General features: G+C 54.3%; 9 protein-coding genes. 5 read left to right on the forward strand and 4 right to left on the reverse strand.

Annotated features, from left to right (window positions below; all coding sequences use genetic code 11):
- Positions 1-26 precede the first annotated feature (26 nt).
- Positions 27-1,343, reverse strand: coding sequence for an MFS transporter (locus WFK59_RS15060; RefSeq protein ID WP_336756212.1), 1,317 nt, complete (start codon positions 1,341-1,343; stop codon positions 27-29).
- A gap of 207 nt (positions 1,344-1,550) precedes the next feature.
- Between WFK59_RS15060 and WFK59_RS15065 the strand changes: the two genes are divergently transcribed.
- Positions 1,551-1,838 carry a VF530 family DNA-binding protein gene (locus WFK59_RS15065; protein WP_233988700.1) on the forward strand — a complete coding sequence of 96 codons (288 nt, stop codon included), beginning with the start codon at positions 1,551-1,553 and terminating at the stop codon, positions 1,836-1,838.
- Positions 1,839-1,911: 73 nt separating this feature from the next.
- Here the strand turns inward: WFK59_RS15065 and mqo are convergent, their stop codons facing one another.
- Entirely contained in the window at positions 1,912-3,561 is a 1,650-nt protein-coding gene (gene mqo, locus WFK59_RS15070; protein WP_336756214.1) for a malate dehydrogenase (quinone), read from the reverse strand.
- A 312-nt stretch (positions 3,562-3,873) separates the two neighbouring features.
- Here mqo and WFK59_RS15075 point away from each other — a divergent pair, with 312 nt between their 5' ends.
- Positions 3,874-5,508 (forward strand): sensor histidine kinase, encoded by a 1,635-nt coding sequence (locus WFK59_RS15075; protein WP_442956313.1) that lies wholly within the window; start codon positions 3,874-3,876, stop codon positions 5,506-5,508.
- Positions 5,505-6,224, forward strand: coding sequence for a two-component system response regulator DcuR (gene dcuR / locus WFK59_RS15080; RefSeq protein WP_233988697.1), 720 nt, complete (start codon positions 5,505-5,507; stop codon positions 6,222-6,224). Before WFK59_RS15075 ends, dcuR begins: the two co-directional genes overlap by 4 nt.
- Here dcuR and WFK59_RS15085 read toward each other — a convergent pair.
- Positions 6,218-7,186, reverse strand: a complete 969-nt coding sequence (locus tag WFK59_RS15085; protein WP_233988696.1) for an FAD:protein FMN transferase — start codon at positions 7,184-7,186, stop codon at positions 6,218-6,220. The genes dcuR and WFK59_RS15085 overlap by 7 nt on opposite strands.
- A gap of 63 nt (positions 7,187-7,249) precedes the next feature.
- Entirely contained in the window at positions 7,250-10,027 is a 2,778-nt protein-coding gene (locus tag WFK59_RS15090) for a flavocytochrome c (RefSeq protein WP_233988695.1), read from the reverse strand.
- Positions 10,028-10,615: 588 nt separating this feature from the next.
- On the opposite strand from WFK59_RS15090, the gene WFK59_RS15095 reads away from it, so the two are divergent.
- Positions 10,616-12,124, forward strand: coding sequence for an anion permease (locus WFK59_RS15095; RefSeq protein ID WP_233988694.1), 1,509 nt, complete (start codon positions 10,616-10,618; stop codon positions 12,122-12,124).
- 158 nt (positions 12,125-12,282) lie between these two features.
- Positions 12,283-13,929 carry a class I fumarate hydratase FumA gene (gene fumA / locus WFK59_RS15100; protein ID WP_233988693.1) on the forward strand — a complete coding sequence of 549 codons (1,647 nt, stop codon included), beginning with the start codon at positions 12,283-12,285 and terminating at the stop codon, positions 13,927-13,929.
- Positions 13,930-13,958: the final 29 nt, after the last annotated feature.

A 13,958-nucleotide genomic window follows, 5' to 3' on the forward strand; every position in this document is an offset into this window, starting at 1 on the left:
CCTTTTTTATGCCTGTAACCGCCGGTTCAGCGCGACGGCGGCTCATCCAGCAGCCGCAGATGGTCATCCTTGTTCAGGGTCATCAGCGCCACAATACTGATCAGCGCGGTGATCATCACGTACCAGGCGGGAATATCCAGATTGCCGGTCTGTTTAATCAGCCCGGTAATGATCAATCCGGCACAGCCGGAGAAGACGGCGTTCGAGAGTGAATAGGCCAGCCCCAGCCCGGTATAGCGCACCCGCGTGGGAAACATCTCCGCCAGCATCGCCGGTCCCGGTCCCGCCAGCAGTCCGACAATCCCGCCCGCAATAAACACCACCAGCGCCTTCAGACCGAGCCCACTGCTTTCCGCCTGCAGCACGTTGAGCAGCGGCAGCGCCAGCAGCAACAGCAGCACCGCCGCGGTCACCATCACCGCGCGACGGCCAATCTTATCGCTCAGCATACCGGCCGGAATAATGGTCGCGGCAAAGCCGAGGTTCGAAATCACCGCAATCAGTAACGCCTGATTAAAACCGGTATGCAGCGACGCCTGCAGGTAAGTTGGCATGATCACCAGATAGGTATAGCCGGCGGCCGACCAGACCATCAGCCGGCAGATGCCGAGCAGAATGGTTTTCAGCGTCGCGCCGAAGCTGGCCGTCACCCTTTCAGGTACGGGTTCTGACTGTTGCCGGATAAAGGCCGGCGTCTCTTCCATCTGTACCCGAAGCCAGAGCGCCAGCGCACCCAACGGCAGCGCGAGAAAGAACGGGACACGCCAGCCCCATGCCAGCATCTGTTCAGGGCTTAACAACAGTGAGAGCAGCGCCACAATGCCTGCGCCCGCCAGCAGCCCCAGCGCCACGGTGAACGACTGCCAGGCACCAAACAAGCCGCGCTTACCGCGTGGCGCAAATTCGGTCATCAACGAGACCGCCCCGCCATATTCGCCGCCCGCGAAAAGCCCCTGCAGAATCCGCAACCCGGTTATCATCAGCGGGGCCAGCACCCCCAGCGTGGCGTAGGTCGGTACCAGCCCGATGGCGGTGGTCGCCAGCGTCATCATGATCAGCACAAAAATCAGCGTCGGCTTACGTCCGATGCGGTCACCCATCCGGCCAAAGATGATCGCCCCAAGCGGACGGAAAAAGAAGGCGATAGCGAACGAGGCATAAGTCAGCAGAATCCCGGTCAGCGCCGACTCTCCCTCAAGCCGGAAAAAGTTCTGCGCAATCAGGGTGGCGAGAAAGCCATAAACGGCAAACTCATACCATTCGATAAAATTGCCCACCGAACCGGCCAGTAAGGCACGTTTACGGCTGGCGGAACTGAGCAGCTTATCTGCGGAATCGGACATGGCAGGTGATCCTTTTTGTCGTCGCATCAATCGCTTATGATTAGCATAATCGGTGATAAATTGCCCGAACGGGTATGGATCGCGTTAACTCAGCCACATAAAAGGTGAGATGGCTGGCGGATGCTCCGCTTTTTCGCCTGGGAGGCTTGCACTCCGGCGCGACGATCGTCAGGATGTGCGCAATTAACTGAACCGGGCGGATAAACCATGAACGCACACACCTCAAAAGATCCTCTGCACGGCGTCACGCTCGAAATGCAGGTAAACCATTTAGTTGCACAGTATGGCTGGTCTGAACTGAGTAAACGCATCAACATTAACTGTTTCAAAAGCGATCCCAGCGTGAAATCGAGCCTGAAGTTTCTGCGCCGCACGCCGTGGGCGCGGGCCGAAGTCGAAGCACTCTATCTGGCGTCGCTGGATGAGAAAACTGACGCAACACCGCCGGCTGAAGAGGACCCCTGGGCGGGCTGGCGTGGCAACAAGCCGGAATAATCGCGGTTGCCGGAGGAATAAAAAAAGCCCGCGTCGGCTAACCGGCGCGGGCTTTTTGACGATTAAGCGGCTGTTACAGCGCCATATCGTGTTGTGGTGAAGCGGCCGGTTTCTCAGCCGGTGCTGCTGGCGCTGCGGTCGCGTTGCCATCCATATGGATCACCGGCGGGGTGGTCAGTTGCAGCGTTGATGCCGTGTCATTCCAGACCTGCTGCAGCAGCGGAACGTTGTCGTTCAGTTTCTGGCCGTAACCCGGGATCATTTTGTGAATCTTCGCCTGCCATTCGGCTGACTTAAACTCTTCCGGGAACAGTTTCTGCATCACGTTCAGTGCGATTGGCGCCGCAGTAGAGGCACCCGGTGATGCACCCAGCAGTGCAGCAACGGTTTTCTGCTGATCGGTCACGATTTCGGTGCCCAGTTTCAGCACGCCGCCCTTCTCTTCATCTTTCTTGATGATCTGGACGCGCTGACCGGCCTGAATCAGTTTCCAGTCCTCTTTCTTCGCATCCGGATAGTACTCTTTCAGCGCAGCAAAGCGGTCATCGTCAGTCAGCATCACCTGACCCACCAGATATTTCACCAGGTCGAAGTTATCCATCCCAACGTGCGTCATCGGGATCACGTTGTGGGTAGTGGTGGTGCTGAGCAGATCAAACAGCGAACCATTTTTCAGGAACTTCGTCGAGAACGTCGCGAACGGCCCAAACAGCACGACGCGCTTGCCATCGAGGTAACGGGTATCCAGATGCGGAACCGACATCGGTGGTGCGCCGACGGAAGCCTGACCGTACACTTTTGCCAGATGACGATCGGCAATCGCGCTGTTTTCGGTTACCAGGAACGACCCACCTACCGGGAAGCCTGCATAGTTTTCAGCTTCAGGAATGCCGGTTTTCTGCAGTAACTTCAGCGCGCCGCCGCCGGCACCGATAAAGACATACCTGGCGTCAACCGCACGCTCATTGCCATTTTTGGCATCTTTGATGGTAACGTGCCACGAGTTGTCGCCGTTACGTTTGAAGTCCGTCACTTCAGAGGAGGTTTCCAGACGGAAGTTGTCATTTTTCTTCAGGCTGCCGATCAGCTGACGGGTGATTTCACCGTAGTTAACGTCGGTACCGACCGGTGTCCAGGTCGCAGCCACTTTCTGCTGCGGATCACGGCCTTCCATCACCAGTGGTGCCCACTGAGCGATCTGCTGGTGATCGGTGGAGAACTTCATGCCCTGGAACAGCGCCGTTTTCTGCAGTGCCGCGTAGCGTTTGGTCAGAAAGTCGACGTTATCGCCCCAGACGAAGCTCATGTGCGGCGTAGAGTTGATGAAGCTGCGGGGATCGTGCAGGACGCCTTCTTTAACCTGAGCGGTCCAGAACTGGCGCGACACCATAAAGGCTTCGTTAATTTCCAGCGCTTTCGTCACGTCAATCGAGCCATCTTTACGCTCAGGCGTATAGTTCAGCTCCATGTTGGCCGAGTGACCGGTCCCGGCATTGTTCCAGCCGTTTGAGGATTCCAGCGCCACACCGTCCAGTTTCTCAACCATGATCTGTTTCCAGCCTGGCTGTAACTCTTCCAGCATGGTCCCCATCGAGGCGCTCATGATGCCGCCGCCAATTAACAGTACGTCGGTTTTCTCTGGTGAAGTTTCAGCGTGGAGAGCTGAAGAAACAAGCAAGGCCGCGAGGGAAAGTGCAGGAATAACTTTGGTTGATCTAATCATTATGCAATCTACTGTTAACTTAATAACACTGGTTAAAAAAAGTCCTCAAAGTTTAAAATAATGTTATTTATGAGTTAATGTGAAAATAGTTATAAAATTAAAAATAGCATTTCCGCCTTAATTTAATTACAAAAGGCTTACTTAATTTGCTATCTATTTTAACCACACATTAAGGGTGTGCTTTGAATTATTCAATCCCCTAAGGCAAATATTGTGCCGCTGTTTTTACTGCCACGCGCGCGGCTAATCCTGTACTGGTGCCGCGTCTTAGCGTATGTTTCCTGGCGATACCCTTACCCGTACCGAACGCTCATGAAAATCCAGTCACATAAACGATACGCCCTTAACCGACGGCCGATGAAGCTCAGCACGCTGACCACGCTGATGATGACGGCGGTGATTTTTACCGTCCTGCTGTGCGTCCATCTGCTCTATTTCATTCAGATCGATAATTTCGCCCAGTCGCACCTGAAAGATAAAGCGATGGCGGTAGCACGTACGGTGGCAGACAGCCCCGAGGTCCAGCGCGGACTGGGACGCCCGGACGGTCAGACGCTGATCCAGCCGATTGCCGAAGCGGCGCGCAAACGTAACGGCCTGCTGTTCGTGGTGGTTACCGATATGGGCGGCATCCGCTTTTCGCATCCTAATCCCGATGCGATTGGCAAACATTTCATTGGTGACGATCTTAATCCGGCGCTGACTGGCCGGGAAAATGTCGCGGTTAATCACGGCGTACTGGTTGAGGCCCTGCGGGTTTTCACCCCGGTTTTTAACGACCGTCATCAGCAAATTGGCGTTGTGGCTATCGGTATTTCACTCAATGATGTGGCAGCGCAGATAGCAAAAAGTCGCTGGAACATTGTCTGGACCGTCTTATTTGGCACCCTTGTCGGTTTGCTGGGCATCTATATTCTGGTCAGACGGCTCAAGACCATTTTGCTGGGGCTGGAACCGCATGAAATTTCCAGCCTGTTTGAGCAGCGTCAGGCCATTCTCAATTCGATTAAAGAGGGCGTGATTGCGGTGGATGACCAGTCACGCGTCAGCCTGATTAATCAGGCCGCGCAACAGCTGCTGCATGAAACGACCCGCAAAACCATGCTCAGTGGCGATCGCCTGCCGGAAGAGAGCGTGATGCACAGTCATCAACAGGATGCGCTGCACCAGGGCAAAGCCTGGCATGACGAAGAGCTGACTCTCGGCGGCCGTATTCTGATCAGCAATACCGTGCCGGTACGCAGCGGCGAACGCATTATCGGCGCAGTAACCACCTTCAGGGATAAAACCGAAATCAGCCAGCTGATGCAGCGTCTGGACGGCATGGTAAACTATGTCGATGCGTTGCGTGAACGCTCCCATGAATTCATGAATAAGCTGCATGTGATTCTGGGGCTGCTGCACATGAAAAATTATGCGCAGATGGAAGAGTACATCCTGAAAACGGCGAATAACTACCAGACCGAAATCGGTTCGTTGATACAGAAGATCAAATCACCGGTGATTGCGGGCTTTCTGTTAAGCAAAATCAGTCGGGTGACCGATGAAGGGCACCAGCTGATTATCGATGAGGCCAGTTTTCTGCCCGACTGCGGCAGTGAACAACAGAGCGCCGTACTGATTACCGTGCTGGGTAATTTAATCGAAAACGCACTTGAGGCGCTGGCCCCGGAAACCGAAGGTGAAATCCACCTGATGCTGCATTACCAGAATGGCTGGCTGGCGTGTGAAGTCAGTGATGATGGGCCCGGCATTGACGGGTCGCAGCTCGCCGCCATCTTTGAACGTGGCGTCTCGTCAAAGGGCGACGATCGTGGCGTGGGGCTGTTCCTGGTCAGGCAGCAAACCGAAAGTCTGGGCGGTAATGTCAGCGTTGAGTCCGAGCCTGGTGTGTTCACCCAGTTCTTAGTGCAACTCCCGTGGGAGAGAGGAATAAAAGTCGAATGATCAATGTTTTAGTTGTCGATGATGATGCTATGGTAGCCGAGCTGAATCGCTGTTATATCGCTCAGATCGCCGGATTTACCTGCTGCGGCACCGCGTCGACGTTACAGCAGGCCAAAGAGCAGTTGTTACAGGCTGATTCGCAGGTTGATCTGGTGCTGCTGGACATCTATATGCAGCAGGAGAACGGTCTGGACCTGCTGCCGGAACTGCGCAGCGCCGGGCGGCCTGTCGACGTGATCATCATCTCCTCAGCGGCGGATGCGGCCACTATCAAAACGTCGCTCAACTATGGCGTCGTGGATTATCTGATTAAACCGTTCCAGTTTGCCCGTTTTGAAGAGGCGCTGACCGGCTGGCGGCAGAAAAAAGCGCTGATGGATAATCACCAGTTTTACCAGCAGTCAGATGTGGATCAGCTGCTGCACGGCAACCCGCCTGGCGCCAGTGAACAGAAACGGCTGCCAAAAGGTCTGACGCCACAGACGTTACGTACGCTGTGCCTGTGGATCGATGCGCATCCGGGTACCGAGTTTTCCACCGATGAGCTGGCAACAGAGGTGAATATTTCACGGGTTTCCTGCCGTAAATACCTGATCTGGCTGGCGCAGATTAATATTCTGTTCACCAGCATTCACTATGGCGTAACCGGCAGACCGGTTTATCGTTATCGCTTACAGCCGGAATATCACACCCTGCTGAAGCAATATTGTCAGTAAGCCTGCCGGTAATGAGGATCGAGTTGCTGGAAGGAAAAGTGACGTTGTGACGAGCAGATGATCTGCTTGTCACGGGTCACAAAGATCGCCTCAATATCAGGCTGATCGGCGAGGCAGGCAATTCCCTTTTCCACGCCCATGCCATACAGCAGTGTGGTGTAAATATCGCCATCGATTGAGCGGTCAGAGATAACCGTCACGCTCAGCAGTTCGTTATCGAGCGGATAACCGCTGCGGTCATCAAGAATATGGTGGTAGCAGACGCCATCCAGCTCGAAAAAGCGTTCGTAGATACCGGACGTCACCACCGATTTATCGGCAACGTGAATCACGCCGATCAGTTCATCTGGCGCACCAAACGGTTTTTTCAGGCCAATTGCCCATCCCGCTGAGTCTTCCTCCTGCGGCGAGCCGACCGTCTGCACGTTACCGCCGAGATTGATCAACGCACTGCTTACTCCCTGCTGACGCAAAAACGCCTGCACCCGATCGGCGATGTAGCCTTTTGCGATCGCCCCAAGGTCAATTTCCATCCCGGCTTTCGCCAGCATGACGCTGTGGGTCGCCGGATCAAGCATCACGTCATGCGGATTGGTCAGTGCCAGACAGGCCTGCAATGACGCCGCAGGCGGCACGCTATGGCCCTGAAACCCAATTTTCCAGCACTTCACCAGCGGACCAATCGCGAGGTTGAACCGGCTATCGGGCAGCAGGCTGACAGCATGGGCGCAGGCGATCAGATCGAATACCGGCTGACTGACCGCCACCGGATGCTGACCCGCCGCCTGGTTAATCGCCATCACTTCAGAACCGGCACGATTGACGGTAAACAGGTTCTCCTGCTGTTTAATCAGGCGGAAAACCTGTCCGGCAAGGGGTTCATTGTGTTCAAACAGTTTGAGCAGAATGGGCGAACCCATCAGAACCGCGGAGTAAGCATAGACACGCGCATCAGTTAACATAGGCGACTCTGCTTTGAAGAGGAAAAACCGGCATCCGCAGGACGCAGATGCCGGAGAGAGCGTTTAACGTTTCGCGTAGGCTGCCGCGTTACCGCCCGCCAGGATGCCAAAGATAATGATATCGGCGACTGCGTTACCGCCGATGCGGTTAGCGCCGTGAATGCCGCCGACCACTTCCCCACAGGCCCAGGCGCCGTTAATCACCTGCTGCTGGCTATCCAGTACCGCCGTGGTGGTGTCGATAGTGACGCCGCCCATAGTGTGATGGACGCCCGGCGCAACGCGAATCGCGTAGAACGGACCTTCGCTTAATGGATGACGCAGCGCCGTCTGGCGGCCAAAGTCTTCATCTTTTTGCTGAATGACAAAGCCGTTGTAACGGGCCAGCGTCTCTTCCAGCGCGCGATGTTCCATATTGAGTTTCACCGCCAGTTCACCCACGGTCGGTGCGCTCACCACGAAGCCTTTCGCAATATACTCATCGGCCGCTTTGTTGTTCATCCGTACCTGCTCGTCAAACACGATCCAGGCACTTTTCTCTGGCAGCGCGATAATCTGCGCCGAGACTTTGTCACGGGTCTCCATTTCATTGTAGAAACGCTGTCCAGCCTGGCTCACCAGGATGGCGCCGCCGCCACGAATTGACTCTGAAACCAGATAAGAGGTGGTCTGTTCTACCGTTGGGTGAATCTGGATTTCGCCCATATCCACCGTGCCGGCACCGATTTTGGTCAGCATGGCGATACCGCTACCGGTTGCGCCTTTGTGGTTGGTGGTGACAAAGCCATCCAGTTCAGGACGATATTTCACCACCAGTTCACGGTTAGCGCTGAAGCCGCCGGTCGCGACAATCACGCTTTTGGCATTCAGGATACGGCTGTCGTTGTACTCATCAACCACTTTTACCCCGGCAACCGCCCCGTTTTCATACAGGATTTCTGCCACCGACGTTTCCAGCAGCACTTCGATGTTACGGCTGTTGATATTCTTCACCAGCCCGCTGATCAGGAATCCGCCGACGGCAGAACGGTCTGCCGGACGGTGAGTACGGTCGATGCTCATCCCGCCGGTAATGGTGATGTCATTGAGTTCAATACCGTGGTCGGCCAGCCATTCAATCGCTTCTGGTGCCAGGTCCACGAACTCACGCAGCAGCACCGGATTGTTTTTGAATTTGCCGCCTTTCAGCGTCTCTTCGTAGAACAGCTCTTTGCTGTCCTCAATGCCTTTCAGTTTCTGGAAGCGGGTTTCCGCGGCGTTCATCCCGACTGAGGCTTTAATGGTGTTACCGCCAATGGTCGGCATCTTCTCGATAATGACCACCCGCGCACCTTCATCATGCGCCTGAATGGCTGCGGCAAGGCCAGCGCCCCCGCTGCCCACCACCACCACATCGTAATTCTGCGGTGCGTTAGGATTTCCGCCCTCTTCGATAACGTGCGCTTTGCTGGAATGAGTCAGGGCGCGCGATACGGCTTTCTTCAGGGCTTCACTTTGCGTCGTGGCGCCGGTAATCGCATCAACATGCGGGCTGTTGGCGACCAGAATGCGGTTACGCAGGTTCTCAAAGGTGGTGGTGAAGTCCACATCCAGCGTGTCATCCGGGACCAGCGAAATATCGGTAATACGGTCGGTATCCAGCGTGACGTTGATTTTCAGCTTCAGCGCTTCGGCTTCCACTTTTTCCTGATAAACACCGGCTTTGTATTTGCGACCTGACTCGCTCATGTCGCGGATCATCGCGTCAACTAGCGAGAAGCGCCACAGCGGTTCCGGAATCTGCAGCTCTTCGCGTTTGTTACTGTCGATGTAGAGATCGAGATGCTCATTATTGACGATGCGGTCGGTCCAGTCCGGATAGGCGATACAGGCTTTACCGATTGCAACCAGGTCATAGCCTTTTTCCAGCGCCATCTCGGCATCTGATTTATTCACTACCCCGCCAACCCCAATCACCGGCACTTTTGCCAGCACCGGCGAACGCATCGCCACAAATTTTTCAATCAGCGGCGTCGGGTCCTGGGTATCGACAATCGACGGACGCAGCAGCTGACCCACCGAAAAGTGGACATAGTCCAGCCCGCGCGCCGCCAGTTTCTCCAGCAGATAGAGCGTGTCGTCAAAGCGGATGCCGGGTACTTCAATCTCTTCCGGCGAGAAGCGGTAGCCAATGATGAAGGAGTTATGCGCAAAACGCTCTGCCATCTTGTGGGTGATTTCCAGCACTTCCAGTGGGAAACGTGCGCGGTTATCGCGGCTGCCGCCCCACTTGTCATCGCGCTGGTTAGAGTTTGGCGAGTAGAACTGCTGGATCAGATAGGTATTGGCACCGTGAATTTCTACCCCGTCAAAACCCGCCTTGATCGCACGGTTCACCGCATCACCAAATTTGGTGATCATGGTTTCGACTTCTTCAGCGCTCAGTGCCAGCGGTTTGGTTGCACCTTCACGCGGTGCCGCGATAGCGCTGGGGGCCACCGGCGTTTTACCACCAATCAGCTCCGGTTCCACCATGCGGCCACCGTGATAAATCTGCAGGATCGCGGTTGACCCTTCTGATTTGATGGCGTCAGCGATGCGTTTCAGTCCCGGGATTTTATTGTCGCTGTCGATGGCAATCGCGCCGGGAAACGCCGGGCCACGGTTATCAATGAAGCAGCATTCGACAATCACGGTGCCGATACTGCCGGCGCGCGCACGATAATATTCCACCAGCTCGCTGGTCACGGTGCCGTCATAAAAACCGGTGCAGGTGGTCATCGGTGCCATGACTAAACGATTTTTTAGTACCGCGCCGCCAGGAAGGGTGAGGGGAGTGAGAATCGGGGTGAGAGTATTCATTACGATAAACTCCAAAATTTAAAAGCCTGAAAATTTTTAGCGGACGCAAAGTATCGCTTAATTAAGTGGTCCGATGTCATGGGTTAAATATACCATTTTCTTTGCTTATATAAGCGATAAATTTACTTTTTAAACTTTTAAACGGTTTAGAGTTTTTATTTGCTGAAAACAATAACAGAAGTTATATTAATTGTTAACCATGAGTTACCAAAAATCAACCCTTCGTTTACTTTAAAAACATTTTATTGCATATCAAGGAGTTATAACATAGGCTTGTGAGTCAGACGGTAACCTGATTGCCGATCCGCATCACAAAAAGCGTGAAAGGTCCAGCGGCGAGATATAAATTAAAAATAAATGTTAAAAATCAGGAATAACGATTTAATTTTATTGATCTGGATCAAAAATCTATATTTTCAGAAATCGCATCATATTCACATTGATTTAAAAAGCTGCTTACTCTTGCAGCTGTCAGGCAAAAAAATAACGGCGTCACGATTTATTCACGTTATTAAGAATAATAAAGAAAGCAGTCAGTGATCGATCGGGGCGCATAATCGCATTCTTCTCAACTTGCAGACAAATACTATGAAACCACTCTCAGCTGTGAATGAACCGCCCAAAGCAGCCCCTGCTGCGGCGGGAAAAAAGAAAGCTATCATGCTTGCCTTACCGGTGTTGGTCGCGGTGCTGTTGCTACTGGTGCCGGTTCCTGCCGGGCTCGAACCCTACGCCTGGCACTTCTTCGCGATCTTTGTCGGCGTGATTGTCGGGCTGATTTTTGAGCCACTGCCTGGCGCGGTGATCGGTCTGACCGGTGTCGTCGTCATCGCCCTGTTCAGTCAGTTTTTGCTGTTCAGTCCGGCGGAGCTGGCTAACCCGAAATTCAAACTCGCCGGTGAGTCGTTCAAGTGGGCGGTCAGCGGTTTCGGTAACTCTACCGTCTGGCTGATTTTCGGTGCCTTTATGTTCGCTGCGGGCTACGACAAAACCCAGTTTGGTCGTCGGCTGGCGCTGATCCTGGTGAAATATCTGGGCCGCCGCAGCCTGACGCTTGGCTACGCCATTACCTTTGCTGACCTGTTGCTGGCACCGTTTACGCCTTCCAACACCGCGCGCAGTGGCGGCACCATCTACCCGATTATTGCTAACCTGCCGCCACTGTACGGCTCTAAACCTAACGATCCGAGCGCACGTAAAATCGGTTCTTATCTGATGTGGGTTGCCATTACAGCGGCCTGTATCACCAGCTCAATGTTCCTCTCTGCGCTGGCACCGAACCTGTTAGCACTGGCGCTGGTGAAAAGCGTTATCGGTTTCGATATCTCATGGGGAATGTGGTTCCTCGCCTTCCTGCCGCTGGGTGTGTTACTGATTCTGACCATGCCGCTGCTGGCTTACTGGTTCTATCCGCCTGAAGTAAAAATCAATGATGAAGTGCCAAAATGGGCAATCTCAGAACTGGAAAAACTGGGCAAACTGACCCGTAACGAAATCCTGCTGCTGGTATTTGTTGTCTGTGCCCTGCTGATGTGGATTTTCGCGACGGCCTGGATCGAGCCGGCGATGGCGGCACTGCTGGTGATTATCCTGATGCTGTGGACCGGCGTACTGAACTGGAATGACATCACCAGCAACAAAGCGGCCTGGAACACCTTTGCCTGGTTCGCAACCCTGGTCGCGCTGGCCGATGGTCTGGCCCGTGTCGGCTTCATCGCCTGGTTAGGTAAAGAAGGCGGCATGCTGTTACAGGGATATGACCCGCAGGTTTCCGCCGTGGTGCTGTTAATCGCCTTCTTCCTGCTGCACTACCTGTTCGCCAGTACCACTGCGCACACCACCGCACTGTTACCGGCCATGCTGACCATTGCGGCATCTATTCCGGGTATCAACATGCCAGTCTTCTGTCTGATGCTGTGTACCTCACTCGGTGTGATGGGCATCATCACGCCTTACGGCACCGGTCCAAGTCCGATTTACTACGGCAGCGGTTATCTGCCTACCAAAGACTACTGGCGTCTGGGTACCATCTTCGGTGCCATCTTCCTGGCTTCAATGATGCTGATTGCCTATCCGTGGATGGTGTGGATGTTCTGACCGGGTTAACATGCAGATCAACGCGTTATAAGATACCATTCCACACCTTACCCGCCGCCATCCCGGCGGCGGGTAAATATAATAAACGATTAATTCGCCGATGATGTTGACCCTCGCAGCCCTTCGCGACGGTTCAGCTGGTCATTAAGTGAGAAAAAATGTCGAACAAACCTTTCTTCTATCAGAACCCCTTTCCTCTTACCCACGAGGATACCGAATACTATCTGCTGAGCCGCGAGCACGTCTCAGTCGCTGAATTTGATGGTCAGGAAGTGCTGAAAGTGGCACCGCAAGCCCTGACACTGCTGGCGCAGCAGGCGTTCCACGATGCCTCATTTATGCTGCGTCCGGCGCATCAGCAGCAGGTCGCCTCGATCCTTGACGACCCGGACGCCAGCGACAACGACAAATATGTCGCGCTGCAGTTTTTAAGGAACTCCGAAATCGCCGCCAAAGGCGTACTGCCAACCTGCCAGGATACCGGTACCGCCATCATCATGGGTAAAAAAGGCCAGCGGGTCTGGACCGGTGGTGGCGATGAAGCCGCGCTGTCGCAGGGTGTCTATAACACTTTTATCGAAGATAACCTGCGCTATTCACAAAATGCGGCGCTGGATATGTATAACGAGGTCAACACCGGCACCAACCTGCCTGCGCAGATTGATCTCTACAGCGTGGATGGCGATGAGTATAAGTTTCTCTGCATCGCCAAGGGCGGCGGCTCTGCCAACAAAACCTATCTCTATCAGGAAACCAAGGCGCTGCTTAGCCCTGGCAAGCTGAAGAATTACCTGGTCGACAAAATGCGTACCCTCGGTACCGCCGCCTGCCCGCCTTACCACATCGCGTTTGTGATTGGCGGAACCTCGGCCGAAAGCACCCTGAAAACCGTCAAGCTGGCATCGACCCACTATTACGACGGATTGCCGACCGAAGGTAATGAGCATGGTCAGGCGTTCCGCGACGTTCAGCTGGAACAGGAACTGCTGGAAGCCGCGCAGCAACTGGGCCTCGGCGCACAGTTTGGCGGTAAATACTTCGCCCATGATATCCGCGTGATTCGCCTGCCGCGTCACGGTGCCTCCTGCCCGATCGGCATGGGCGTCTCCTGCTCGGCAGACCGCAATATCAAAGCGAAGATCAACCGCGACGGCATCTGGATTGAAAAACTGGAAGCTAATCCAGGTCGTCTGATCCCTGAAGCACTGCGTCAGCAGGGTGAAGGTGAAGTGGTTCATGTCGATCTGAACCGTCCGATGGAGCAGATCCTGGCGCAGCTGTCGGCTTATCCGGTCTCTACGCGTTTGTCGCTGACCGGTACCATCATCGTGGCGCGTGATATTGCCCATGCCAAACTGAAAGAGCGCATTGATAACGGTGAAGGTCTGCCGCAGTACGTGAAAGATCATCCGGTCTATTACGCAGGCCCGGCCAAAACCCCGGAAGGCTACGCTTCAGGATCGCTCGGCCCGACGACTGCAGGCCGGATGGATTCTTACGTTGATCTGCTGCAGGCGCACGGCGGCAGCAAAATCATGCTGGCCAAAGGTAACCGCAGTCAGCAGGTGACCGATGCCTGTCAGAAGCATGGCGGTTTCTATCTGGGCAGCATCGGTGGCCCGGCTGCGGTACTGGCGCAACAGAGCATCAAGCATCTGGAATGCGTGGAGTATGCTGAACTGGGGATGGAAGCGATCTGGAAAATTGAGGTGGAAAACTTCCCGGCCTTTATCCTGGTGGATGACAAAGGGAACGATTTCTTCCAGCACATCGAGCGTCAACACTGCGCGAAATGCGTGAAGTAATAAAAAAGCCCCGCAAGCGGGTAATGCTC

The sequence above is a fragment of the Pantoea sp. USHLN298 genome (genome assembly GCF_037149395.1).
Taxonomy (GTDB): Bacteria; Pseudomonadota; Gammaproteobacteria; order Enterobacterales; family Enterobacteriaceae; genus Pantoea; species Pantoea astica.